Source organism: Pseudomonas sp. 1, from assembly GCF_056626735.1.
In genome coordinates this window covers 20,561-45,279 of the sequence record NZ_JBWXMQ010000022.1, presented here as the reverse complement: position 1 = coordinate 45,279, position 24,719 = coordinate 20,561, and the positions used below count along the sequence as shown (strand labels likewise).

Annotated in this window: 29 protein-coding genes; 25 read left to right on the top strand and 4 right to left on the bottom strand. The window is 53.9% G+C overall.

Translation table 11 applies throughout. The features are described 5' to 3' along the window. Nucleotides 1-383: 383 nt before the first annotated feature. The 11 genes from AC1MDC_RS25765 to AC1MDC_RS25715 all read left to right on the top strand — a co-directional run bounded on the left by AC1MDC_RS25765 (nucleotide 384) and on the right by AC1MDC_RS25715 (nucleotide 9,175). Nucleotides 384-1,616 carry a DNA cytosine methyltransferase gene (locus tag AC1MDC_RS25765; protein WP_480393953.1) on the top strand — a complete coding sequence of 411 codons (1,233 nt, stop codon included), beginning with the start codon at nucleotides 384-386 and terminating at the stop codon, nucleotides 1,614-1,616. Nucleotides 1,617-1,845: 229 nt separating this feature from the next. Then, nucleotides 1,846-2,244, top strand: coding sequence for a hypothetical protein (locus AC1MDC_RS25760; RefSeq protein WP_085702146.1), 399 nt, complete (start codon nucleotides 1,846-1,848; stop codon nucleotides 2,242-2,244). A gap of 105 nt (nucleotides 2,245-2,349) precedes the next feature. Next, on the top strand, nucleotides 2,350-2,835 hold the full coding sequence (locus AC1MDC_RS25755; protein WP_085702147.1) for an STY4534 family ICE replication protein: 486 nt from the start codon (nucleotides 2,350-2,352) through the stop codon (nucleotides 2,833-2,835). 130 nt (nucleotides 2,836-2,965) lie between these two features. Then, nucleotides 2,966-3,268 (top strand): hypothetical protein, encoded by a 303-nt coding sequence (locus tag AC1MDC_RS25750; RefSeq protein ID WP_085702148.1) that lies wholly within the window; start codon nucleotides 2,966-2,968, stop codon nucleotides 3,266-3,268. Nucleotides 3,269-3,430: 162 nt separating this feature from the next. Further along, nucleotides 3,431-3,943, top strand: coding sequence for a PFGI-1 class ICE element type IV pilus protein PilL2 (gene pilL2 / locus AC1MDC_RS25745; RefSeq protein WP_085702149.1), 513 nt, complete (start codon nucleotides 3,431-3,433; stop codon nucleotides 3,941-3,943). Continuing rightward, nucleotides 3,940-4,584, top strand: a complete 645-nt coding sequence (locus AC1MDC_RS25740; RefSeq protein ID WP_480393952.1) for a hypothetical protein — start codon at nucleotides 3,940-3,942, stop codon at nucleotides 4,582-4,584. Before pilL2 ends, AC1MDC_RS25740 begins: the two co-directional genes overlap by 4 nt. An 8-nt stretch (nucleotides 4,585-4,592) precedes the next feature. Further along, a complete protein-coding gene (locus AC1MDC_RS25735) occupies nucleotides 4,593-5,312 on the top strand; it encodes a TIGR03759 family integrating conjugative element protein (RefSeq protein ID WP_480393951.1) in 720 nt (239 codons plus the stop codon). A gap of 2 nt (nucleotides 5,313-5,314) precedes the next feature. Then, on the top strand, nucleotides 5,315-5,872 hold the full coding sequence (locus tag AC1MDC_RS25730; protein WP_480393982.1) for a transglycosylase SLT domain-containing protein: 558 nt from the start codon (nucleotides 5,315-5,317) through the stop codon (nucleotides 5,870-5,872). A gap of 23 nt (nucleotides 5,873-5,895) precedes the next feature. Continuing rightward, nucleotides 5,896-6,297: an integrating conjugative element protein gene (locus AC1MDC_RS25725; RefSeq protein WP_256574623.1), complete on the top strand. Its 402-nt coding sequence runs from the start codon at nucleotides 5,896-5,898 to the stop codon at nucleotides 6,295-6,297. Between the two features lie 2 nt (nucleotides 6,298-6,299). After that, nucleotides 6,300-8,429 (top strand): type IV conjugative transfer system coupling protein TraD, encoded by a 2,130-nt coding sequence (traD, locus tag AC1MDC_RS25720; RefSeq protein WP_480393950.1) that lies wholly within the window; start codon nucleotides 6,300-6,302, stop codon nucleotides 8,427-8,429. After that, complete coding sequence (locus tag AC1MDC_RS25715; protein WP_085702153.1) at nucleotides 8,426-9,175, top strand: TIGR03747 family integrating conjugative element membrane protein; 750 nt, start codon at nucleotides 8,426-8,428, stop codon at nucleotides 9,173-9,175. The genes traD and AC1MDC_RS25715 overlap by 4 nt, the downstream gene beginning before the upstream one ends. 28 nt (nucleotides 9,176-9,203) lie before the next feature. On the opposite strand, the gene AC1MDC_RS25710 is transcribed toward AC1MDC_RS25715, so the two are convergent. Then, entirely contained in the window at nucleotides 9,204-9,965 is a 762-nt protein-coding gene (locus AC1MDC_RS25710; RefSeq protein WP_480393949.1) for a hypothetical protein, read from the bottom strand. A 170-nt stretch (nucleotides 9,966-10,135) separates the two neighbouring features. Between AC1MDC_RS25710 and AC1MDC_RS25705 the strand changes: the two genes are divergently transcribed. Genes AC1MDC_RS25705 through AC1MDC_RS25665 form a run of 9 tightly spaced genes read left to right on the top strand, consistent with a single transcriptional unit; the run spans nucleotide 10,136 to nucleotide 17,719 of the window. Then, nucleotides 10,136-10,474, top strand: coding sequence for an integrative conjugative element protein, RAQPRD family (locus AC1MDC_RS25705; protein ID WP_085702155.1), 339 nt, complete (start codon nucleotides 10,136-10,138; stop codon nucleotides 10,472-10,474). After that, nucleotides 10,471-10,704, top strand: coding sequence for a TIGR03758 family integrating conjugative element protein (locus AC1MDC_RS25700; protein ID WP_085702156.1), 234 nt, complete (start codon nucleotides 10,471-10,473; stop codon nucleotides 10,702-10,704). Before AC1MDC_RS25705 ends, AC1MDC_RS25700 begins: the two co-directional genes overlap by 4 nt. A 17-nt stretch (nucleotides 10,705-10,721) precedes the next feature. Next, nucleotides 10,722-11,081, top strand: a complete 360-nt coding sequence (locus AC1MDC_RS25695) for a TIGR03745 family integrating conjugative element membrane protein (protein ID WP_139834812.1) — start codon at nucleotides 10,722-10,724, stop codon at nucleotides 11,079-11,081. A 12-nt stretch (nucleotides 11,082-11,093) separates the two neighbouring features. Continuing rightward, nucleotides 11,094-11,492 (top strand): TIGR03750 family conjugal transfer protein, encoded by a 399-nt coding sequence (locus AC1MDC_RS25690; protein ID WP_480393948.1) that lies wholly within the window; start codon nucleotides 11,094-11,096, stop codon nucleotides 11,490-11,492. Next, nucleotides 11,489-12,172 carry a PFL_4703 family integrating conjugative element protein gene (locus AC1MDC_RS25685; protein WP_480393947.1) on the top strand — a complete coding sequence of 228 codons (684 nt, stop codon included), beginning with the start codon at nucleotides 11,489-11,491 and terminating at the stop codon, nucleotides 12,170-12,172. The genes AC1MDC_RS25690 and AC1MDC_RS25685 overlap by 4 nt, the downstream gene beginning before the upstream one ends. After that, the gene (locus AC1MDC_RS25680; protein WP_480393946.1) at nucleotides 12,169-13,056 is read left to right on the top strand and encodes a TIGR03749 family integrating conjugative element protein; all 888 of its coding nucleotides are present in this window, start codon (nucleotides 12,169-12,171) and stop codon (nucleotides 13,054-13,056) included. The genes AC1MDC_RS25685 and AC1MDC_RS25680 overlap by 4 nt, the downstream gene beginning before the upstream one ends. Further along, entirely contained in the window at nucleotides 13,046-14,476 is a 1,431-nt protein-coding gene (locus AC1MDC_RS25675) for a TIGR03752 family integrating conjugative element protein (RefSeq protein WP_480393945.1), read from the top strand. Before AC1MDC_RS25680 ends, AC1MDC_RS25675 begins: the two co-directional genes overlap by 11 nt. Beyond that, nucleotides 14,454-14,879 (top strand): TIGR03751 family conjugal transfer lipoprotein, encoded by a 426-nt coding sequence (locus tag AC1MDC_RS25670; RefSeq protein ID WP_480393944.1) that lies wholly within the window; start codon nucleotides 14,454-14,456, stop codon nucleotides 14,877-14,879. The genes AC1MDC_RS25675 and AC1MDC_RS25670 overlap by 23 nt, the downstream gene beginning before the upstream one ends. Beyond that, nucleotides 14,879-17,719, top strand: coding sequence for a conjugative transfer ATPase (locus tag AC1MDC_RS25665; protein WP_480393943.1), 2,841 nt, complete (start codon nucleotides 14,879-14,881; stop codon nucleotides 17,717-17,719). Before AC1MDC_RS25670 ends, AC1MDC_RS25665 begins: the two co-directional genes overlap by 1 nt. Nucleotides 17,720-18,002: 283 nt before the next feature. Here AC1MDC_RS25665 and AC1MDC_RS25660 read toward each other — a convergent pair whose 3' ends face one another. Both AC1MDC_RS25660 and parS read right to left on the bottom strand, forming a co-directional pair. Then, nucleotides 18,003-18,461, bottom strand: coding sequence for an RES family NAD+ phosphorylase (locus tag AC1MDC_RS25660; RefSeq protein WP_480393942.1), 459 nt, complete (start codon nucleotides 18,459-18,461; stop codon nucleotides 18,003-18,005). After that, nucleotides 18,461-18,937 carry a type II RES/Xre toxin-antitoxin system antitoxin gene (gene parS / locus AC1MDC_RS25655; protein WP_480393941.1) on the bottom strand — a complete coding sequence of 159 codons (477 nt, stop codon included), beginning with the start codon at nucleotides 18,935-18,937 and terminating at the stop codon, nucleotides 18,461-18,463. Before parS ends, AC1MDC_RS25660 begins: the two co-directional genes overlap by 1 nt. Before the next feature lie 343 nt (nucleotides 18,938-19,280). Here parS and AC1MDC_RS25650 point away from each other — a divergent pair, with 343 nt between their 5' ends. The 5 genes from AC1MDC_RS25650 to AC1MDC_RS25630 all read left to right on the top strand — a co-directional run bounded on the left by AC1MDC_RS25650 (nucleotide 19,281) and on the right by AC1MDC_RS25630 (nucleotide 24,145). Further along, complete coding sequence (locus AC1MDC_RS25650) at nucleotides 19,281-19,775, top strand: JAB domain-containing protein (protein WP_480393940.1); 495 nt, start codon at nucleotides 19,281-19,283, stop codon at nucleotides 19,773-19,775. Nucleotides 19,776-19,930: 155 nt separating this feature from the next. Continuing rightward, the gene (locus tag AC1MDC_RS25645) at nucleotides 19,931-20,884 is read left to right on the top strand and encodes a TIGR03756 family integrating conjugative element protein (RefSeq protein WP_480393939.1); all 954 of its coding nucleotides are present in this window, start codon (nucleotides 19,931-19,933) and stop codon (nucleotides 20,882-20,884) included. Continuing rightward, the gene (locus tag AC1MDC_RS25640; RefSeq protein WP_480393938.1) at nucleotides 20,881-22,293 is read left to right on the top strand and encodes an integrating conjugative element protein; all 1,413 of its coding nucleotides are present in this window, start codon (nucleotides 20,881-20,883) and stop codon (nucleotides 22,291-22,293) included. Before AC1MDC_RS25645 ends, AC1MDC_RS25640 begins: the two co-directional genes overlap by 4 nt. After that, on the top strand, nucleotides 22,290-22,622 hold the full coding sequence (locus AC1MDC_RS25635; protein ID WP_480393937.1) for a hypothetical protein: 333 nt from the start codon (nucleotides 22,290-22,292) through the stop codon (nucleotides 22,620-22,622). The genes AC1MDC_RS25640 and AC1MDC_RS25635 overlap by 4 nt, the downstream gene beginning before the upstream one ends. Before the next feature lie 17 nt (nucleotides 22,623-22,639). After that, nucleotides 22,640-24,145: a conjugal transfer protein TraG N-terminal domain-containing protein gene (locus tag AC1MDC_RS25630; RefSeq protein ID WP_480393936.1), complete on the top strand. Its 1,506-nt coding sequence runs from the start codon at nucleotides 22,640-22,642 to the stop codon at nucleotides 24,143-24,145. 15 nt (nucleotides 24,146-24,160) lie between these two features. Here the strand turns inward: AC1MDC_RS25630 and AC1MDC_RS25625 are convergent, their stop codons facing one another. Continuing rightward, nucleotides 24,161-24,577: a DUF3742 family protein gene (locus tag AC1MDC_RS25625; protein WP_139834813.1), complete on the bottom strand. Its 417-nt coding sequence runs from the start codon at nucleotides 24,575-24,577 to the stop codon at nucleotides 24,161-24,163. Between the last annotated feature and the right edge of the window lie 142 nt (nucleotides 24,578-24,719).

The window sequence follows — 24,719 nt, the reverse complement described above, 5'->3', positions numbered from 1 at the left end:
GCTTTTCAGTCCTAGCTGTGCCAGCAGCTTATCGAAGTTGGTTGAAGCTGACCTGAAGGGTCTCCTTATGGCCTCCAGTACAGAAGGCCATAAGGAGACCCTTCAGGGAAGACGTAATCAGTGCCGGTACCCACCGGTCAAACAACGGGTGCCTTTTGTACGCGGATGTGTGCCTCACGATACCGACTCAAGCCATTAGAGGAGTCGGGCATGACATCTGTAACAGCGTATGGAAATGACGCCCGCTATGCGTTGTGCAGCTCATGGGTGGCTCCTTGGTTCCGAGCCGAAGCTCAATTCGGCCCCTTTTTCCCTTCTCTCCCACTGCGCCGTATCGGCACTGCAAAGGCTGAAAACGACGCGCAACAGCGAAGGAATAGCATATGAAACACCCTAAGAATTACCCCCAGTACGCAAGCGTGTGTAGTGGCATTGAAGCAGTAAGCGTCGCCTGGCAGCCGCTCGGATTGAAGCCCGTCTGGTTCTCTGAAATCGATGCCTTCCCCAGTGCAGTATTGGCCCATCACTACCCGGGTGTTCCGAATCTGGGTGACATGACGCTACTCAGCGACAAGGTACTCAATGAAACCATACCGGCTCCACCCGTTCTCATCGGCGGTACTCCCTGTCAAGACTTCAGCGTGGCAGGGTTTCGTGCAGGTCTTTCAGCACCCAGAGGCGCGTTGAGTTTGAAGTTTGTGGAGCTTGCTAATGCCATCGATGAAGTCCGAAACCGCCGTCGAGAACCCAAGTCAATTGTTGTCTGGGAAAACGTCCCCGGCGTGCTCAGTGACAAGCGAAACGCCTTCGGCTGCCTTCTTGGAGCATTGGCTGGTGAAGAATGCGAACTGCTTCCGCCAAGGGCGACATGGTCGCACGCAGGTATTGTGTTTGGTCCACAAAGAACAGTCGCGTGGCGCATCTTGGATGCCCAATATTTCGGCGTGGCCCAACGACGCCGTCGTGTGTTTCTTGTCGCAAGTGCTCGAAAGGACTTCGATCCCGCCGCGGTACTTTTTGAGTCCGAAAGCCCGCGCCGGGATATTGCGCCGGACCGCACGCCGCAAACGGATGCTCCCGGCGATTCTGAAACAAGCACTCACGCACACGGAGATGGACTAGAGGTACGGGCATTCACCAACTCCTATGGAATGTCGAGCGGTCAGGGCGGCGCGGAAGCAAACCTTGAGTGCTGCCCTACCCTGACATGCAACCACGATGTTGCGATTGTTGTTTGTTCAAGCGTTGATACAGCAAGCATTCCAACTGATGGTGGAATAGATCGCAATGCCTCAACAAACAGCTCTGCGATCCTCAAAAGGATTCGTCATAGAGCACGGCGATTACTGCCTCAGGAATGCGAGCGCCTTCAAGGACTACCCAGTGGCTACACACGTATCCCTCGCCGTCATTACGCGCAAAAGCGCGTTAGCCGCAGCCGCCCCGAGGATGTTTGGGAGCCTACAGAAACCGGCTGGATATTGATGGCTGCCGATGGCCCTCGTTATACCGCCATCGGCAACACCATGGCCGTACCTTGCCTTGTCTGGATCGGTAAACGGCTGCTGGCAGAACTATCAAAATCCGGGAATGAAGCTGAAGGCATTGATCGCTGACACCTGAAAACGCGAGAAGCATTCTTGGGCCTCGCATCACTGATTCTGGATCAGTGTCTGCCCAGGCAGCCGAGGTCTTCAAGGCTGCGACGTGAGAACTTCACGCCGACCTTGCCCAGTCCGCTCAGCATCATTTTTGCGGATGTACGCCTTAATCGGCGTTGATGCCTGTCTCTCGCAGCGCAAGCCCTTTTGGATAGCGCTTCATTTGATCTTCAGGAGTTAACCCATGAAAACGTCCCTGTCCCAACTCTCCACGCAATCGCTGCAAACGCCCGTGAACAGACCTTCCGTCTGCAGTCCCTCGGTCGCTTTCTTCTTTGCCTGGAAAAAGGGTGTTGGAATCGCTGGTCTTCGCTTCTTTGGCGATGGCAGTCAAGAAGGATTCAAAAAATCCGACTGCAGGTGGCATTTGCGTCCCAACATGCAAGTGGTCAAGAACAACTTCGAGATTTTGACTCACCAAGAGCGGGTTTTCCTCGCAGCATTGGTCAGCTTTTTCAACGCGGAGGAAGGAAGCAGCCTGCTCAAGCAGTCGGGTGTCAGAGGTTTATCTGACCTTGGAGTTTTGACTTTTGAACAGCGCGATGTCATCGCCGGGCTGATCATGCACTACCACGCCTGGTAGTTCAAAACATCATTTTCCAGGGTCATCTGACCCATTTACCCACTGGGGGCTGTCGTCCCCTATCGGGATCGAAGCCTCCATAACTTTTTAATCTGGAGGCATATCTTGAGTAATCCAATCGGCGACGAGTCGTACTTCGATCTTCATATCACAGGTGTTGGTTATCTCAATCGCATACGCGAGGTGAAGGTTAAGAAAGGTCAATCATTCCTAGCGTGCGACATTGTTGCTCTAAACGGCCCCATTAGTAGTCCGGAGTATCGTCGGTTCGATCTACGGGTCACCGGTGAGGAGGCAAAACAATTGGTCCGCGGATGTGCCAAAGCGCTCGAAGAAAACATGAAAGTACTGGTGGGCTTTCGTCTTGGTGACCCTTGGCTGGATACGTTCACATACTCCAAAGGCACTAACGCAGGGCAGTTGGGAGTGAGTTTCAAAGCTCGACTGCTGCTCCTGAATTGGATCAAAGTCGACGGTATTTTGATATTCAAGCACAAGCCAACTGAATCTGACGGCAACCCTGACAATGAAACATCTCAAGCACTCAAGCTCCAGCCCGATCCAGCAGGTCCTGGTGCTCCCTATACCTGATTTCAGATCCGAAAACGGGTTTTGGTTTTTACTTAGCGTCGTCTATTGACTGACGTTTTACTTCCCCCCCCTCTTGGGCACTGACGCCCAAGGGGGATGTCATGGCCCAAGTTAGAACAGGCAGCAGACCATGATTGTTATCAAATTCAGCGAATCAGCAAAACCTATGTCCGAGCTGGGTGCCTTGGTTATTACACAAGGCGTCGACGCACTGATGCGAGCGCACCGATTAGATCCATTCCACTATTTCGGCCGGCACATGCAGGGCGACTGGGGAGACGTCTGCGATGAAGATCGTCAGCTCAACGAGGACGCACTGATAGACGGCAATCGACTGATGTCGGTTTACAACATCAATGCGGAACTGAAGATCTGGATCATCACCGAAGCTGATCGCAGTGTGACCACCATCCTTCTTCCTGAAGAGTATTGAGACCTGCGGTCAGGTCGCAAGTAACACTTCAAATCTTCATCACAACGGCCTCCTTTGAGGCCGTTTTTTTTCCCAATCCGGTGACGAGCAATTACCGATTGATCGCTGCGAGCGCCCTACTTGATTGAGATCTTTTGATGATCACATTCAGGAGTCCGGCCTATGCCAGCTGTTCACAAATGCCTAATTGCTCTCACGCTAATGAGCATATCGCTCGTTGGTTGCCATACCGCGGAGCCGTTACCCGACGCGCCAATCAATACATCTGTGGTTGAACATCCTTCAATACACCACATTCCTGTTCAACGGTATGGACGCTACACCTTGGTAGAGCTCAAACCGGATGCTGCGAAACAAGATCTTCTGCTGCAAGTCATCGACATCGATCTTCCCGGGAACTGGGTCATCTCCGTCGGTGATGCATTGCACTATGCCCTTTTACGCACTGGCTATCGCCTCTGTGAACGAACAAGCGAAAACGCAGCCCTGTTTGCACTCCCGCTTCCCGCCGCGCATTTGAAGCTGGGACCAATTGCCCTGCGTGACGCTCTTCATCTGCTTGTCGGGACAGCCTGGACATTACAAACCGATGAGCAACTCAGGCACGTCTGCTTCACCAAAGCGACCAGCAGTATCCCTGCACCCCAGTCTGCGACTCTGGAGGCACTCCAATGATTTACACCCTTTCAAACAGAGCAAACCTACGCACTCGCGCGACTCGCTGGGCGTCTCCCATCATCGTTTCAATGACGTTTTGCGCGCTTTCTGCGAACCAAATCTATCTCTTCGAATTGACTCAACGTTTAGAGGCTAAGGCTGACCTTACCGATCAGCAACATCTGACCAATCGAGTCATGACCTTGGAGACAGATGTTGCGCGGGCGCCAGACTTCCAGAGTGACGTCAGCTATTCAGATCTCAATTTGGTGAACGACAGCCTCAATGATCGGCTCACTGAACTCGCGAACGTGATGACGGGCGTAGCCACTCAAACCGACTTGGCAACGTTACTGCAACGCGTGCAACAGCTTGAGTCGAATCAAAATCAGCCACCGGCACAGACAGTCGTTGCCCCCCCTAAGCACAAACCTCGCAAACCGAAAAAACCACAGGTACTCCCATTTCAGATACTGGGGCAAGAACTACGCGGTGATGAGCACTTCCTGTCCGTCGGGCCACTAGAGACTCAATCACTTGAGCAGTGCCAACTCATCAGGCGTGGCGAGAGCTACGCCGGATGGAGATTTGAGGCAATCCAGGAACAGAGCGCTGTGTTCACGGCCAATGGCCAAACACTCCGTCTGACTATTCGATAGGTGCCTCCATGGTCTACATGAAATTACTGCCGTATCTGCTGTGGCCGGTGTATTTCGCCGCTCAAGCCCAGGAACCGGTGAAGCAGGTTTCCGTCGAGGCAAACTCCCAGCTTCGCTCTGTCACAACCAAGCAAGACATGAACTCTGCACTGGCCCAGCAGTGGGGGCTGAAGCTAGAAGAATTACAACGGTTCCGCGATTTGATGCAGGGGCCGCTGGGCACTTACTCCCCTAATTTGGATCCTCTAAGCGCATTGGGTATTGAAGCTTCCACGGACGCAGAGCGACAACGCTACGCACTACTCCAAGTCCAAGCAGAAGCCACTCGAGTTGAAAAACTGCTCGCCTACCAACGTGCGTATGACCAAGCTTGGAAACAACGCTACCCAGAGTTGGCACTGGTCAACCTTTCGCCAATCGCCAGTCCGTTGATGAGCAAATCCAAAACCAGACAGGCCGTCTTCGTTCAGTACGACTGCCCAGAGTGCGAAACGACAGTCAGACAGCTACAAGCCTCTGGCACACCCTTCGACCTCTACGTTGTGAACAGCCATCAGGATGACAATCGCATTCGTCAGTGGGCGCAAAAGGCTGGGATTCACCCGAGCAACGTCCGCGACGGGATCATATCTATCAATCATGACAATGGCCGATGGTCTTCAACCGCTACTAAAGGTCCATTGCCAGCAATCATGCGCAAGGTCAATGGCAAATGGGTACGGCAGTGAAGATGCGCAGCCCAGTGCTGCGACTGGCCACATGTCTTTCACTTTTAAATTTTGCTCCGTGGTGCCTGGCGCAATACGCACAGTTTCCACCTCCGGCGTATAGCATTGTGGCAAAACGGATGGGGGTCCCAGTGAACGTTCTTTTTGCGGTGGCGCTGCAGGAGAGCGCAGTGAGCCTGCGAGGGCAAAGCATTCCATGGCCTTGGACACTGAATATCGCCGGCCAAGCACGATATTTCTCCAGTCAGGCTGATGCTTGTCACGCACTTCGAGTGGCGCTGATACAGGTGCCAGATTATCGAATTGACGCTGGCCTCACTCAAATCAATCTTCGACACCAACGGCGTTTCTATCGGCATCCTTGCCACTTATTGCAACCTCAAAACAATCTCGAAATTGCGGCGACCATACTGCGCGAGCAGCACCGCGCAGGAGAGAACTGGCTGTCCGCAGCCGGTCGTTTCCACCGTCCCGCAGGTGGGCCAATTGCAGCTCGATATCGACACCATATCGCTCAGCACCTAGATCAATTGGCTGTAGTCGATGGGAGTCGACCATGAGGATGAGGCTTGTATGGGGGGCCGTGGCATGGGCGTTCTTTTGTGGCACGAGTACAGCTGAGACTATCGCCCCCCGCTATGCAGATGCCCGCTACAGCGAAGAGGATTTTTTGCCAGTCCTCTCGAAAGTTTTAACGCCCGGCGCCGTCAAATCTCGAGCACTGGGGGCAGCAGGACTGCCGACTTTCTTCCTGGTCGGTGATGATCCTTTGTCCAAGTCGTGGTTGAAACAGCGTTACTCACGATTGACAGCACTCAAAGCAGTCGGTCTGGTCGTCAATGTCCAATCCAAAGCGGAGCTGGAGCATTTGCGCCGGATCGCGCCGGGATTGATGCTGTCGCCCGTGTCAGCGGATGATCTTGCACAACGATTGAAACTTCAGCACTACCCGGTCCTGATCACCGCTGACCGACTTGAGCAATAACGGTGGCACAGCATCATGCCGTTGAAACACTACTGCGACCTGCGGTTGAACTGTACAGCGTGGCAGCCTGCAGTTCAGCTGCCGTTCTCTGTCTGATAGCGCCCTGGTCATTGGCACTGACGCCCTCCATTGGCGTTGGGGCCGCTTGCAGTTGTGCGGCCCTGGCTGCAATCCGCCTCAAGCAGGCATGTGTCGTGCTGCGGTATCGCCGACAAATGAGGCGATTACCGCGCTACGTAATGACCAGTCGAGATATCCCGGTCAGTCATCAGCGTCTATTTGTTGGCAAAGGCTTTCGGTGGGATCAGCGTCATACCCATAGGTTGATGCAGACTTACAGGCCCGAGTTTCGGCGATATGTCGAACCATCGGTGATGTATCAGATGGCGCGTCGAATCGAAGCAGGATTGGAATTTGCTCCTTATCCGCTGCGACAGCTGCCCCGCCTCACCGGCTGGGACCATCCACTGAATCCAGTCAGACCGCTGCCTCCAGTTGGCGGTCTGCCCAGGCTGCATGCTGTTGAGCCTAGCGAGGTCGATGTAACCCTCCCCTTGGCTGAAAGGGTCGGTCATACACTCGTGCTGGGCACGACTCGGGTCGGCAAGACCCGGCTAGCCGAGTTGTTCATCACTCAGGATATTCGTCGTGGTGAGGTTTGCATTGTATTTGATCCCAAGGGCGATGCAGATCTCCTGAAGCGAATGTACGTTGAAGCCAAGCGTGCAGGACGTGACGGCGAGTTCTATGTGTTCCATCTGGGACAGCCTTCGATCTCGTCCCGCTACAACGCAATCGGCCGATTCGGACGAATCACTGAGGTTGCATCCCGTATCGCCGGGCAACTGTCTGGGGAGGGAAACTCTGCGGCATTTCGAGAATTTGCGTGGCGCTTCGTCAACATCATCGCCCGGGCACTCGTGGAGCTGGGGCAGCGTCCAGACTATCTGCTGATCCAGCGTCATGTGATCAACATTGATGCGTTATTCATTGAGTACGCGGCTTACTTCTTTGCCCAGCACGATCGCAAGGCGTGGGATGTGATTGTTCAGCTGGAAGCCAAGATCAATGAGAAGAACACGCCTCGACACATGATGGGCCGCGAAAAACGAGTGGTGGCGATCGAGCAGTATCTGCAACACGCCAGATTGTATGACCCTGTACTTGACGGGTTACGCTCCGCGGTACGTTACGATCGAACCTACTTCGACAAAATTGTCGCGTCCCTCCTCCCCTTACTGGAAAAACTCACCACCGGCGACATCGCGCAGCTTCTGGCCCCGGATTACATAGACCTGGATGATCCTCGGCCGATCTTTGACTGGATGCAGGTGATCCGCAAACGAGCCATCGTGTACGTGGGCCTGGATGCACTTTCAGACTCTGAGGTGGCCTCGGCAGTAGGCAACTCCATGTTCGCGGATCTGGTGTCTGTCGCAGGACACATCTACAAATTTGGAGTCGACGACGGTCTGCCAGATGCTGAGCCTGGCAAAAAAATCCCCATCAACGTCCATGCCGACGAATTCAATGAACTGATGGGAGACGAATTCATTCCGATGATCAATAAAGGTGGCGGCGCTGGCATCCAAGTCACGGCCTACACCCAGACGCTCAGTGACATCGAAGCACGAATTGGTAATCGAGCGAAAGCGGGTCAGGTCATCGGCAACTTCAACAACCTGTTCATGCTGCGGGTTCGCGAGACTGCAACTGCCGAGCTACTGACCAAACAGTTGCCGAATGTCGATGTTTACGCCACGTCCGTAATGAGTGCTGCCACCGACAGTTCAGACCCGCACGGCGACACGGCTTTCACGTCGAATACACAGGACAGGGTCACGACGACCAGCGTTCCTATGATCGAACCAGCTCATGTCGTGGCATTGCCCAAGGGCCAGGCTTTTGGATTGATCGAAGGTGGCCAGCTCTGGAAGATTCGGATGCCCCTCCCCGCTCCGGATCCTGATGAGGCAATGCCGAAGGATCTTCAAGAGATGGCCCATTACATGCGTCAGCGCTATGTGCCGGCAAATGATTGGTGGAACCCAGTGATGGTCCAGGATCAGAGCGCGCCTCTCCCGAGCGATTTACTGAATCAAGACGCGCCACGTGAGTCCGCAGTCCAATGAGCGAACCTGCATCAACAGCTCAACGTCAGCAACTGCAACAGAGAGGTCTGTTCGTTGGGCTGCTGACATTGCCTTTTCGATTTGCAGCCGTGCTGTTTGGCTCGTTGCTGTTGAGCATCGTGATTGAGTGCGTTGGCATGTATGTCTTTTGGCCAGAAGAAGGATGGCGCCATGCGCAACGGATGTACGAATTCGAACTGGGACAGCTGTCCAAGGATTTTAAGCGTAGTGCGCTGGTACGAGAGCCGGGACGTTCTGCTGGCCAATTGATCCGGTTAGCCTATCAGTCAGTGATGGTTGAAACAGGGATCGAAAAATCAGTGCAAATCACATCTTGGAAGGCTTCAGAAGTACATTCAGAGGGGCCGCGTAACGCGCGCTACTATGTGGGCACACTTTACACGCACATTGAGAAAAATTTGATCGCAGCAGCCTTTACAGTGCTCGTGTTCGTGGTTCGACTGCTCGTGCTGTTTCTATCACTACCGCTATTCATCATTGCGACATTTATCGGATTGGTAGATGGACTTGTATGCAGAGACATCAGACGATTCGGTGCAGGTAGGGAGTCGGGGTATCTCTACCACCGGGCTAAGGCATGTCTGCTGCCTTTGGCAACGCTGCCTTGGATCCTCTATCTTGCCGTTCCAATGAGCGTTGATGCTGGACTGATCCTTGTGCCGGGGGCCGCCTGCCTGGGCACGGCCGTGGCTCTTACATCCCGAAGCTTCAAGAAATACCTCTAGCCCGAACAATGGCGCAGAAACTATCTGATCACCTCAACCCGTTCCTTGCCCACCAATAGTAAGCCGCCATTTCTACATCCGCCGGCGTCCAGCATTTCATCTGACTCGTGATAGGACACTGGAAAGCATGCTTGGTGTGGTTTAGAAAATTGGCTAGACGCTCAAGCAGCGGCAGGTAAACGTCGATGTATTCACTCAGGTTTCGACGGTGCCTAGAAGCTGTGTAAGCTGCCAACCGGCTACCAGTTCGAGCCTTACTTGACCACTCACGCACAAACGACGTACCAAAGCCAGTTCTCGAAAGGGAGTTGAAGAAATAGGAAGCGTGGCGATCCACTGCGGCCCCCTCCCAAGGTTTGAGAAATCTGTAAATTTTGGAAGCGATCACCAAACGCAGTCCCGGCAAGCGAGAAAGTGCATCGATCCCCTCTTGAGCGCGGCCTGGTATTAGACATAGCTGGATTGCGCGTAACATCGCTCGCTTTTCAGCAGCTGAGGCGTTCCAAATCCTAATCTTCGCTCGCAGATTGTTTCCTGCCCAGCAAGACACCCTACAAACAATTTGATGAGCGGTGTTTTCATTCAAACAGGACAGCCACTTCGCGACGTCAACCTCAACCTGAAGTACCTCACTTTGACTGTCTATCGCGCCAGTGCCGAAGGGCCAGTCGTAGTCTTCTCGGGCCTTGGTAAGAAGCAAAACCAGATCGGTACTCGGCAGTATCAATCCGGCAACCTGATTTAGGCTGACTCCCGCAGGAAAGCAGTTCGCATCATTGGGTATCGCCATTGGACTCTCCTTGAGTCAAACGCCTTAATGAATGGAGGCATATTGCCATGCCCCGTCGAGCATCTGCACGTACTCAATCCGATCACCTGGCAGAACGGTTTGATTGAGGCAGTACCTCCTGGTTGATCCCACCATCGAGCCGTCTGACAGGATCAAACGAGCTCAACCTTATGGCTAATCGGCTTCGCAAAAAACACCTGCTTTTCCTCATGCTCAATTGCGCTTTCGGGGGACAAAACACAGCAACAGCACATGGGCTGGCTGAAGAGAATGTCCGCTTGGCGACATTGATAAGAGAGCTGAATGCAATCGAACGGATTGCAACCGCCGGCGACACTGTTCTGGATCTAAATACCTCACGCTACCACTTCAACTACAGCCGCCTGCGTGCAGATATCCACCGAGTCCGGACGGGTATCCAGCAATACCTGTCTCCTCAGCGCGCGGTACCACGGGACGAGGTAGCTCTGCACGCAAACTATCGCGATGAAACGGTCTCAGCCGAATGAACGCTAGCCAGATCACAGCGTTTCAGGCAAACGGCGGCATGAGCCCTTCGATTACAGCTTCGGTGCTGACCTCCCTGGTTTTCGCAGCATTGTTGCTATGGGGTGCCTGGGCTATCCGAACCGCGTACTCCGGCTGGGCTGAGCAACGCCTGAATCAACGCCAATTTATGGGTGTGGTGATTCGCTTTATCGCGATGTACCTGGCCCTGACGTTTGTTCTCCTTTCATGAGCCACAGGAATCTCCCCATGTATTGGAACTCACTCTGCACAAGCAGAATTATCGCGCTGCTTTCGATTCATACAACGATGCTTCCCTCCCTCGCACAAGCCAAGGGGAAATTGCCAACCATGGAGGATCCATCCCGTGGCGCCGGCAAAGGCATTATGGAGACGATGCAGAACTACGGCTACGACATCGTCATGCTCGTGGCACTTCTGGTCGTTGCCTCCATGTTCATCGGAGTCTGCTACCACGCCTATACGCGCTACTCCGAGATTCATACAGGTAAATCCACTTGGGGTCAGTTCGGTCTGAGTATCGCAGTAGGTGCAATCATGCTGGTTGTCGGAATTTGGCTGCTGACCAAAGCCACCGGCATTTTGTGAGGGCATTGCGCTATGGATACCCCACATCTAAATACCGCTGACGGCACAATCTCCTTCCTACCTCATCGACTGAATCGACAACCCGTTGTTGTCCGCGGACTGACCGCTGACGAACTTTGGATCTGTACCGGCCTGTCTGCAATAGCGGGCTTGGGACTCGGAATCCCTTTCGCCTGGTTGACCAGCAGCCTTGCAGTCATACCCACCACAATTGTCGTTTTGATTGCAGCTGGCCTTTTCATTGTTGGCGGATTGCTTCGGCGCCATAAACGTGGCAAGCCCGAAACCTGGCTCTACCGACAACTCCAATGGAGGATCGCTCAGAATTGCCCCGCATTGGCCTGTCAACTCGGCGCAGGGAGCTTGATCACCCGCACCGGTTTCTGGGCAGTACGCCGAGGTGATGCATGAGCCGATTCAAGAACGAGGTTCTGCACCTGCAATCTCATGTGCGAACGTTACGGTTGGGGGCGGCAGGCATACTCATCGTAGCGCTGGGACTTGGTGCCGGATGGTGGAGTGCACCCAGAGATCTCACGATCCATGTGCCTCCAGATTTGCGTTCGGGAAGTACACGCAAATGGTGGGAAGTCCCTCCTGAGTCTGTCTACGCATTCACTTTCTACATATTCCAACAGCTCAACCGCTGGCCAACGGATGGTGAAGAAGATTACAGCCGCAATCTTCAATCATTGTCGGCTTACCTGACGCCTGAATGTCGTACGTTCTTTCAGCATGACTATGACTCACGCCGGCGTTCCGGTGAACTTAGAAAGCGTACTCGTGGGGTCTACGAAATACCTGGACGAGGCTACGGAGACGACCCGGCCAACCGCGTCAAAGTGATCTCCGATCAAGACTGGCTTGTCACCCTCGATCTCAACGCAGACGAGTACTACGGCGCTGAACATATCAAACGTGCTCTCGTGCGATACCCCATCAAGGTCGTACGTCTGGATATAGATCCTGAGCTGAATCCCTTTGGCCTGGCACTGGACTGCTACGACGGCGCTCCACAACGCATTGTCATGCCCGCGATGTCTTCACCCGCGTCTGGCAAAACGGATAGCCCATTGGGAGATGCCTCATGAAACGATCCCTGATTGCAGCGCTATCAGGAATTACCCTCCCCCTTGTCGTCTCCACGGCTTCAGCCCTCGAGGTCATGCGCTGGGAGCGCCTGCCCTTGGCGGTGCCGTTACAGGTCGACCAAGAGCGCGTGGTCTTCGTCGAGCGCAACGTTCGCGTGGGCGTGCCCGCCGCAGTGGGCGATCGACTACGGGTACAAAGTGCAGCAGGAACCGTGTACCTACTGGCTAAGGAGCCCATAGAGCCGACCCGGTTGCAGCTGCAGGACGCCGTTACGGGGGAACTGATTCTGCTCGACATTGTGGCGCAGGACGCCCTCACGGGACAGCCAAAGCTGGAAGACATCAGAATCATTGAAGCACCACAGCGCGAACATCTAGCACCGTCCAATGCGTCAGAACGGCCTTCGCTCGATCAGGCCCCGAAACAACGACCCCCTATTTCCGTTCTGTTGACGCGTTACGCCGCTCAAAATCTCTACGCCCCGTTGAGAACGGTAGAACCTTTGCCGGGTGTGCGTAGAGTCAATGTTGCGACTGATCTGTCTCTTGATCTGCTCATACCCAGTTTGCCGGTCACCACAAAAATACTTGCGGCTTGGCGTCTTGAGGATCTTTGGGTGACCGCCGTCCGCTTGAGCAACCAGACCAAACTGACCCTTGACCTGGATCCTCGGCAGTTACTAGGAGACTTTGTAACAGCGACCTTCCAGCACACCAATCTTGGGCCCAAGGGCTCGAGCTTGGACACTTCCGTGGTTTACATCACAACTCGAGGTCACGGCTTGGCTCAGTCACTTCTGCCGACTATCAGCCCGGTCGACGCCGCACTCAATTTGCCGCGGAGCGACATGCCTGCTGGTCAGGAGCCAATCCATGAAAAGTAATGGTTTGCTCAAGTGGTTGATGGTTCCGCTGCTCCTAGCTGTGCTGCTCATCTTCGTAAAATTGTTACCTGACAGAAAATCGACGTCCTCCGTGCCAGTGGATATTGAAAGCCAACTTACCCCGGAGGAAATGAAGGCTCTCGGTCTTGAAGGTGACACCCCTAGCGATACAGTTGCCACGTTGGTGGCACAGGTACGCCAGCTTCGTGCTGAGTTGCGTAACGTCCAAAACGAGGATCAGCGACCTGGTGATCCATTGTCACTGCGTCGGTTTGAAGAAACTCTGGAGCAACGTATCCAGCTCGCTCTTGAGCAGGAGCGTCAGCGCGCACATGAAGAACAGGGCGAGTCGGACAGCAATACTGAAACCCAAAGTTTGCTGCAAGAACTTCAACATCGACTGGATACCCTCGGACAGCGAGGTGCCGATATGGATGTTCCTGTGGGATTCGGCCTTGAAGATGGTGATGGAGCGCGTGTCAGCAATGGTATGCGCTGGGTTGAGCCTGAAGATGCCAAACCCCAAGATCCATCAGGCCCCAACGAAACGGGAATCCATTTCCCTACTCAATTCGGTCCTGCGCAAAAGACTTTGGGTGCGATGGCTGACTCTATCGCTTCGCAAGCCTCAGATGGCTTGGAACGACCGTATGCAACGCCCACTTACACGGTACCTCCCAACGCAACGCTGATGGGTTCCGTGGCAATGACGGCGCTCATAGGACGCATACCCATCGATGGCACCGTCAATGACCCCTACCCGTTCAAGGTACTGATTGGAGCAGACAACCTGACTGCCAATGGCATCGACTTGCCTGAGATCGCCGGAGCGGTTGTCAGCGGCACGGCATCCGGTGACTGGACGCTTTCCTGCGTCAGAGGACAAATCCGTTCAATCACATTCGTGTTCCAAGACGGCACCATTCGAACGTTGCCGGGCGACAGTGACAACGACTCCCGAGACAGCAAGCAAAACTCGTCCAACAGTGGTGCAACTCAAGAAGGCTTGGGCTGGATCAGCGACAAGCACGGGATACCTTGCGTAGCTGGCAAACGTCGGAGCAACGCACAGCAATATTTGGGGACGCAGGCGTTGATAACCGCCGCCGGAGTCGGGGTCGCCTCAATGATCAAATCCAACGGTAACAACACAGTCTATGCCGGCAACCAGAGCGGTTCACTGGGCACTGTGGGTGTTTCGGGAAGTGAGGCTATGAACCGACTTTTGGCTAGTGGCGTGCAAGACATCTCACAGTGGGTTAACAAACTCTATGGCCAGGCCTTCGCCGCCGTCTATGTCGATCCTGGTGCACAGGTGGCTGTGCACATCGAACAACCCCTCACTTTCGATTACGACGCTCAAGGGCGCAAAGTCGATCACACCCTTGGAGGTCGCAATGTCACTACGGAACTGGATTGAAACAAGCGTCGTAAGCTTGATCGTTGCGACCCTGTCGGGCTGCGCAACAAATACCGAAGATCTGCTGACCCATGACGGCCACACGATGATGGACGTCTGGCACCAGCAAACCAGTGGTGCTCAAAACGGGCTGGCTGGCCAGCAATTGCTGGATGCCAGGCAAGCGCTAAGACGAGCACTGACTGAGCCGTTAGTGCCGTCCACAACAGAGCCGTATACGCGAACTGCTCAAACAGAAATCCAGCGTCAGTTTCATCGGCTGCCCAATCCAGATTTGGTCATGTACGTATTTCCACACCGGGCTGGAACAGAAGCTGTGCCGGTGCCTGGCTACAGCACCGTTTTTCCACTGCATCAGCGTGTGCAATACGCCATGCCAGGTGAACGTTTGGAGGATTACTGATGAACGGGTTCTTCAGACGTAGACGCAATGATCCAGCCCCTGATGTGCAGGAGTCCAACGTATGGCATCAATACATCGCAAAGCTCGCGAAATGCGGTGTACCCGAGCCCGGAGTGGGTCACCGAAGACCTGTAACCGAAACAGAGGACGACGTGTTCTACAGCACCATCCCATCCTTCGCCGATCGACTGCCATGGGTGGAGTATCTGCCGCACAGCCGCTGCATGTTGCTCGAAGACGGCCAATCGGTCGCCGCCTTTTTCGAGCTGACGCCCCTTGGTACCGAAGGGCGCGAGAGTGCATGGCTGACTGAAGCAAGGGATGCTCTGGAAAATGTTCTGCAAGATAGTTTCGAAGAACTAGACAACAACCCTTGGGTTGTACAGCTTTATGCTCAGGACGAAACCAACTGGGATCGCTACCTTCAGACATTGCGCCAATACTTTCAGCCTAGGGCAAAAGGCACCGCCTTCAGCGACTTCTATCTGCGTTTTTTTGCGCATCACTTAGATGCTATCGCCAAGCCCGGTGGTCTGTTTGAGGACACCACCCTCACCCGCCTGCCTTGGCGAGGTCAGAACCGCCGGGTGCGTATGGTCGTCTACCGTCGAGCTACCGATACAGCCTCAATAAAACGGGGGCAGACAGCCGAACAAGCCCTGGATCTGGTGTGTGAAAGGTTAACGGCCGGGCTGACCAGTACAGGGATCAAATCTCAGCGTCTTGATGCAGCAGACATCCACAACTGGCTGTTACGTTGGTTCAACCCCAATCCAACGCTGCTGGGTGAATCCCCTACGGACCGGGAGCGCTTCTATCAGCTGACCGCTTACCCCGAAGAAAATGAAGCAGGTGAAGTCGAGCTGGCCAGCGGCATTGACTTTGCACAAAGGATGTTCTTCAGCCAACCACGCTCTGATGCAGAACAAGGTGTTTGGTTCTTTGATGGCATGCCTCACCGAGTCATGCTGATGGATCGTTTGCGAAATGCGCCTCACACCGGGCACCTGACCGGTGAGACGCGCAAAGGCGACGCCATCAATACCTACTTCGACCAGATGCCTGAAGACACGTTGATGTGCCTTACGCTTATAGCGACGCCTCAGGATGTTCTGGAGGCCCATCTCAATCATCTGAGCAAGAAGTCCGTTGGTGAAACGCTAGACTCAGAGCAAACGCGTCAGGACGTTTCTCAAGCCCGTTCAATCATTGGAAGCTCGCACAAACTCTACCGAGGAACACTGGCGTTCTATCTGCGTGGTAAAGACATGCAGGAGCTCGACGCCCGCGGCATGCAATTGGCCAACGTGATGTTGAATGCAGGTTTGCAGCCTGTGCGTGAAGATGACGAAGTTGCGCCGCTGAATAGCTACCTGCGTTGGTTGCCGTGTGTTTTTGATCCAGCAAAGGACAAACGCCAGTGGTACAGCCAACTGATGTTTGCTCAGCACGCTGCCAATCTCGCACCGGTCTGGGGAAGAAGTCAGGGTACGGGGCATCCGGGCATTACGTTCTTCAATCGCGGTGGTGGCCCCCTCTCCTTCGATCCGCTGAACCGGTTGGATCGACAGATGAACGCGCACCTCTTTCTGTTCGGCCCCACTGGCTCAGGCAAATCCGCAACACTCAATAACATCCTCAACCAGATCACGGCGATCTACCGGCCTCGACTGTTCATCGTCGAGGCCGGCAATTCCTTCGGTCTATTTGCGCAATTCGCCAAGCGTTTGGGGCTAGCAGTTCACCATGTGAAGTTGTCGCCAGGCGCCGGTGTGAGTTTGGCCCCATTTGCAGATGCTCGCCGCTTGGTCGAAACACCGGAGCAAATTGAGACACTGGACGCTGATCAGTTAGACGAGACAGCGAAGACCTATGAGGGCGACGAGCAACGCGACGTTTTAGGTGAGCTGGAGATTACCGCGCGCCTGATGATCACAGGAGGCGAGGAAAAAGAAGAAGCAAGGCTGACCCGTGCCGATCGCAGCTTGATTCGACAGAGCATTCTGGATGCCGCTCAGCGCTGTGCCTATCATGACCGAACTGTCCTGACGCAAGATGTCAGAGATGCATTGCGAGCCCGTGGTTCTGATACAGCACTGCCAGAGGGCCGGCGTACCCGCGTGCTGGAGATGGCTGAAGCAATGGATCTCTTCTGCCAAGGCCTGGATGGTGAACTCTTCAACCGCACAGGCACACCATGGCCGGAAGCCGACATCACAATCGTCGACTTGGCCACGTTCGCACGCGAAGGCTACAACGCCCAACTCTCGATCGCGTATCTATCGCTGCTCAATACCGTGAACAACATCGCTGAGCGGGATCAGTTTTTAGGACGGCCCATCATCAACGTCACGGACGAAGGTCACATCATCACCAAGAACCCCCTACTCGCTCCCTACGTGGTCAAGATCACCAAGATGTGGCGAAAGCTCGGTGCATGGTTCTGGCTGGCGACACAAAACCTGGACGATCTGCCAAAGGCGGCTGAACCCATGTTGAACATGATCGAGTGGTGGATCTGCCTGAGTATGCCGCCAGATGAAGTGGAGAAAATTGCAAGGTTCCGCGAACTCAATCCAGCGCAGAAAGCCTTGATGATGTCGGCAAGGAAAGAGTCGGGTAAATATTGTGAAGGTGTCGTGCTCTCCAAATCAATGGAGGCCTTGTTTCGTGCTGTCCCTCCAAGCTTATACCTGGCCATGGCCATGACCGAACCAGAGGAGAAAGCAGCTCGGTTCAAGCTCATGCAGGAGCATGGCATCAACGAGTTGGATGCAGCCATTCAAATGGCCGAGAATATTGATCGTACTCGCGGCATTGAACCACTTAGATACGAATAACATATTTAATATTTAATATTTATTTAAATTTCAAGCTTTACGGCCGCGATTATCAATTATTTACCGCTTTAACAAACCTGCTATTAATTACGGCCCTTCCAAAATGACACATTTTAGAATGATCGTTGTTTTTCGACTGCCGAGGCTCACTATTGCAGCTACTCGGATTATCCCTACGATATTCAGCCTTGCACGCACTGCCAAACACTGTCCAGGCATCTGGCGAACAATCTGGCGTTAGTTGCTCTATATAATAAAGCAAACCATGAGCACTTCTCGCCGCCTATTTAAACATCCGCGCATCATAAATAAAATCAAACACATCAACTACTTTGATCTGGCTCATAGCAGGATGATTGGGATTGACCACGATATTTCTCTCAAGCACTAGGACCGCAGAAGGTACAATCAAACCTAAATGTGTGTTTGCTTTCAGCCAACTGGAACCGAAATCCATACTGGGACGATCTGCGGGAAGACTGGCCCATCCATCCGGTAGCATCAGAGGGTCAGGCTCGAAATAGAGCGATGGATCCTCAGGTAGCTCGAAACAGGTGATTTTCATCGGCATCGTGGGTTCGCCAGATGCATGCACAAAGGTTTCCAGGCAGCAAATTGCAGGGGTCAGTCCCATATAAACCGCAGGCAAATCCTGATCATTCCAACGACCGCCTTCAATTGCAGCCCCTTTCCCAGAAAGATCCATTGCACGCTTTGCCTTAGCAATCCTCCATGCCCGCATCAGGCTGCGCCTCCCCACTCCAAGGCATGAAGGACGCGACGAACCTGCTTGGCTCCAATCTCAGTTTCGCAAAGCATGACTGGAGCATCCCCACCAAGTGCTTTGTTTGGCGTTGACATCCACTGCGCCGCAGCTTCACGACTCTCGAACACTTCTTCAGCCAGTCCGCAGACTGCTGCAATACGATCAAGACGCTCAGAAGCAACAGAATCGAGTTTTTTATGCTCACGGCGTCTTCTATCAAGCGTAGAGGTCGATGCATTCATCAGAATCTCGACGCTTCGCTCGTGCAGGCAGAATGCCGCTCGCAAGCCTTGAACTAATGCTGCGGAGAACCCTTCCTTGATTTGTTCAAGACGCTCCGAATCCCTGAGTGAATCTCGATTCGTACTGAAACTCCAAAACGCCTCGACACCCTCCTCACGAAGATCATTCTGTTTTTTGGTAGATCGCAGGGCCGTAGTTGCAGTGACCATCAAGACCTCCGTCAAATGATTGGTTTTCTCTGTCAAATGACTATAAAACATTATCACTCGAGTGGGTACCACCACTGAGCGAGATCTGTTTCAAATAGGGAGAGTCGTTCGTCCGCATTCCAGACTGACTTGAAATCGAAGCCTCTCCAGAATGTTACTTGCACTACCTACTGCTCAAGTTCAGCAGCAAACCCAGGTGACCAAGGTCTTTGAGGTCACGATACAGCGAAACTGTATGGATCCAACCTCGTAACCAGCTCCACCGCCGAGCCTTCCTTTCCAACATTCCCTTGGGGTTCCTCCCCAAAGGGCTGGAGCCTCCCCTTCGTCAATGGAGACTCCTATGGAAACAAGCGTCCCACCAACCCCAGTCCTCCAAACTGAATTCAACGCACGCGATCAGGAGGATCTGAGCATCCAGAAAGCCATTTCAATATTGGAAGAACGGATGTTCAAACGAGGCCCTCATCTAACGATGCCTTTGGATGTTCAGAACTACCTGAGACTTCAGCTTGCACAGGAAATCAGAGAGGTTTTCAGTTGCATTTTTCTCGACTCAAGTCATCGCATACTCGCGTATGAGCCATTGTTCTTTGGAACCATAGACACCACATCGGCACATCCAAGGATAATCCTGCAGAGAGCATTGGAACATAACAGCTCTGCCGTGATCCTGGCGCACAACCACCCTTCGGGTGTTGTCACTCCCAGTGAGAGCGATATATCTCTTACTAAGCACCTTCGGATGGTTCTCTCGCATGTGGATGTGCGGCTCCTCGATCATTTCATCATCGGTCAGGGAGAGCCTTACTCATTTGCTACGGCTGGGTTGCTTTAATCTGCTGAAGCTCAACCACTCATAAAGCGCCCAGCGGGCGCTTTTTTTTCAACTGACCAGCCTGCCAATAAGGTGAAAGCCCGAATCGGATTGAAGAAGGTCAGTCTGCAACCTCACTGGTTCACTGCGCCCCTAACCATGCGCAGGATCAAACTATGCATCAACGTCATTCCCTGAGTTTTCAACTCATAACCATTGCCACAGCAGTAGGACTACCGACTCCAGCCCTTGCCATCGGAACTGCGGAAATCGTTTCTTCAAGTCTATCCCCTGACTGCATCGCTTACAGCGTGGTAGGCGTCTGCTACTGGCTGCGTTGCACCAACCTCGGCTGCGACGTTGAAGAGTCCTCCAAAATCCGCCATTACGTCCCTGATGCAGTGGTTTCGAGCTACGTCAATACAGGTGAAAACCCGTGGGCTGAAGTACGCATGATGAGTCCGGCCAATTCAAAGGCCCGGAGCGGTGGTGACGGTAGCGCTGGCATTGCAGCCGAGAACGATCTCGCCAAATTCAAGAATGCTGATGTGATCGGCCATCCAGGTGGCGCAGTCTTAAGTCAGTTCGTCGGTCAGTCCGGCTACGGCTGCAAGGGCGCTGGGCAAATACTCATGCCCTACTTCCTCAGCACGATGGACACCCTAGCCTGGCGATACAATGTTCCTGAAGCCGTATTTCCGGAAGCTCTCACTCCAGGCATGCGTGAGATCGGTAGCCGCCCTAAAGGAAATCTGTGGGGATCGATATATCCACGCGGTGGTTTCCTGCACGGTGTTGACGATCACAAATGCGCTGCGGTGGTTGCTCAACGTGCCGGCGACATCGTTACACGCCGCGGACAAATCCACGTTTACCAACCACTGCTTGCTACAACTCAGCCTGGCTATTGGCCTGCTGGCCCACTTAAGGAAAGTGAGCCTCAAACCGGCAAATGGCAGGAACTGACTCCCACCCAATCTAAAACCTGCGTGACGTTTCCGAATACCGGACCACACGCACAATCTCCGAGAGGCGACTACGCGTGGGCCCTTTGGCGCCCCTATACCTGCTGCGAGCGTAAGGGCCAAACCTTTCTAGGCAGTACCGACGTGAGTGGAGCAGAGCAATGAGACCTTCACAAAAGCACGCTTCGACCCTCTTCCGATGCGCATTACCGAACTTGTTTGTAGCCGCCCTGCTCGCAACTCATGCACCCACTCATGCAGCGCAGACCCAGATCAACAAAGACGGGGTCCATCACAGTGGCACAGTCATTGGTGATGACGTGCTCTATAGCATTGGCGGTGGCCGTGCAGTGTCCATGGGTGGTGCAGCCAGCATGGACAGCATCAGCGTAGGGGCCGCTTGGGATACCAACCTGATCTGTGGAGACATGAACCTAAACACCACAATACAAAATCAACTTAACGGTGCCACACAAGGGTTCAAGTCGATCATGAGCAACGTGATCCAGAATGCTACAGGCGCAGTGGCCTCACTCCCTGCCCTGATTATTCAGCGCGCCGATCCCGGGCTCTACAACCTGCTTACCAATGGCATTCTGCAAGCGCGCCTCGACTTCGATCGCTCCAAGTCCACCTGCAAAGCGATCGCCGATCGCATGGCCAACATTGTCGGCGGCCAACTGGAATGGGGCCAATTGGCAGAAGGGGTCGCGCTCTCCAAAACTGTAGCAAGCAAAGATGCCGTAGCCGCCATCGAACAAGCCGAGACTCGTCGCGGCAATCAAGGCGTTCCTTGGGTCGGAGGGCGTTCGGCCGGCGGTTCAGGCCAAGCTCCAATCAGAGTCATGTCCGATGTAACCCGATCGGGCTACAACCTACTCAATGGCCGAGATGTCAATGATCGATCTGCTATCCCCAAAAGCACCTGCGGCAACCGTCTGAGTTGTCAGACGTGGTCCAGTCCACAGGAGGCTGAGGCTTGGGCAACAAGAGTCTTGGGTGAGCGTGAACACCAGACCTGCGATCACTGCACCAAAACACAATCCAAACCCGGTGTCGGACTGACTCCACTCATTCAGGAAGAATTCGAGGCCAAGCTACAAGCCCTCGACGCACTGATCAAAGGCAACAAAGCCACCACAACTGAAAATCTTCTTGAAGCCAGCAGCCAATCGCTCACCGTTACTCGGGGAGTCATCGAGGCGCTGCGCGATGAACCGGATCAAGAATTGCTGGCTCAGCGACTGGCCTCAGAAGTCGCTCTGTCGAGCGTGCTGGAGAAAGCACTGCTGTTGCAGCGCACACTGCTGACTGGACGCAAGGAGCCGAACGTGGCATCCAATGAACTGGCTCAGCAAGCAATCAGTACCGAAAGCAGCCTCCTGACTCAGGAAATCAACAGCCTCAAAACCGAACTTGAGCTGCGACAAACGCTCGCCGGCAACTCACCCTTGATGTTGATTCAACGCCAGGCCAACAGGGCTGCCGGATCGCGTGGCATCTTTCAGGGTGACCCCGTGCGTAATCGTCTGGATCTGATCCAGCGAGCCGTACCAGAGGGTCAGCAACGATGAGCCGCCCTCCTTTCACCCGAACCCTTTTTGCCCTTGTTCTTTTTTGGGGCGTGGTGCTCAGCCTCGCCGTCATCATTCTTGGACTGATTGCCGTTGATGGCATGGGCAACATCAAGGAATGGAATACTTGGATGCGCTCAAACCAAGCCGCGCTTCTGGCGTGGCGAATGCCCCTTTACGCACTCACAGTTTATGGCTGGTATCGGATGCGTTTGAGCTTGGTGAAGCGTGGCTTCAGCCCTTATCAGAATCAGCGGCTGTTGTACGCGGAAGTCGCTGCAATCGCCGTGCTCGCCCTTCTTGAATTGCTGACCTTCCGAACGAACTGACGAGCAAGGACGATCTCATGACGCTCTACACGAACGACTACCTAGAGTACTACCTGACCCTCGTCGGATGGATCGTGAATAACGGCATCTGGGAGATGCTGGTTGCCAGCGGTGTGTTCACGTTGCCGTTCCTGGTGATCATTGTTCAGGAATGGCTCAGAGCCCGAAGCGAGGGCGCCGATGAAGGCAACAAAGGTGTGTTGTCTTCACTCAGGATTGAGAACCGCGTGTGGGTGGCCGTCGCAGTGATCATGTTCGCAGGCGTACCTTTCATTGATGTTGACCTCGACACGATCGAGTTCAACACCACGCGTTCGACGCAGTGCCAGGTCGATGTGGCCACCCCGCAAGAAACTCGCTGGTCCAACACTTTCACGACGCTCAACAATCAAAGCGCAAAAGTCCCGGTTTGGTGGTTCTTCATGCACTCGCTGTCCAAGGCTCTCACCGGCGGAGCAACGGCAGCTATCCCCTGCGGTACTGACCTGCGACAGATCCGAATCGACATCGATGCTGCCCGAATCGACGATCCAATACTGGCTCAAGAAGTTGCCGACTTCAGTCAGGACTGCTACGGCCCCGCCCGTGCCAAGCTTTTCATGAACCGTCCAGCACTCAGTGACAGCCAATTGGATGACATCAACTGGATTGGCTCAAGCCATCTGCTCAACACCAGCGGTTACTATGATGCCTATCATTCAAAAACGCCCCGCACCTCCTGGCCATTCAATCCCGTGCGAGATGCGGGCCTAACGAAAGTGCCCGCCGGCGGAGGCTACCCGACGTGTAAGCAGTGGTGGACAGATGGAAGCTATGGCTTGCGTACCCGGCTGCTGAAGCAGGTCGATCCGAACCTGCTCTTTCGTATCAACCAATGGGCACGCTTTCTGAACATGCAGCAGGCTGAGGACGCGATCGTTCGATCGGTCGTATCTCCACGTCAACAAACGCTGAACCAAGGCCAGGTTTACTCAAGCTATGCCGGCCAGATCGACATGTCTGCATCGAACATAGCGGCCCGCGCCGCGTCAGACCTGGGTCTGACGATGGGATCGCTCGCCTACTTTCCTGCCATGGATGTCGTGCGCCAAGCACTCCCCATGGTGCTGTCATTCCTCAAAATGGCACTGACCATCTGCATCCCACTCATCCTGGTCGTCGGTACCTACGACCTCAAAGCCCTCATGACCATCAGCTGCGTTCAGTTCGCGTTGTTCTTCGTCGACTTCTGGTTTCAACTCGCACGCTGGCTCGACAGCACCATCCTCGATGCTCTGTACGGCTGGCACTCTCCCCACAGCAACTTCAACGTACTGCTCGGGGCGAACAACTCATTTGGAGACATGCTGTTGAATTATGTAATGGGCAGCTTATTCATTGTTTTGCCTACATTCTGGGTTGCATCTTTAACTTGGGTAGGACTGCGAGTAGGCGGAGCCCTGCACGGTCTAGGAGAGGCCACCAGTGCTGCCGGCCAATCAGGTTCAAAGGGCGTAGATACAGGGTTCAGACTGTTCAAGTGAGCTTGAAACAGCAACTCAACGCTCATCGAACCGTGGATCATCGGGATCAGAATAGTTAATCGGATCATAGAATCCGCTATCCCGATGCTTCATTTGATCGCCAACAACCCACTCTCCAGGCTCTTGGCTAACGCGATTGAAGTTCCTAACCGCTAAAAAAATAAGGCCACTGATAGCCAAGATCAGGAGGCCTAAGCAAAGTACCAGGAGAAGGAGACCAATGTGACTCGTCCATTTTAAGCAATCAATCACAGCGCTTGGCATCCCTTTTTCTGAGAGCCAATCAGAGATTCTTTTTCCAAACTTTAGATAGCTTCTAAAGCCTCCACCAAGCCACTCACCGAATTTGGAAAACTTAGTAGGTTGCTCGCTTATGGTCATCGTCCCCACCTCTCGATCCATGAAAGTTTCAACCGGTAAAAAGGCGGTCACTCGGCACCTGGCTCATAGAGCCGATAGCCCAACGTCCCGCCGTAGCCTGAAAAGGTAAATGGAAAAAGGGACCAAACCAAGGGAATGGAGCCGAAGAGGAAAGGCCCTACCCAACAAACAGAAAAGGCCTTCCTACAAGCCA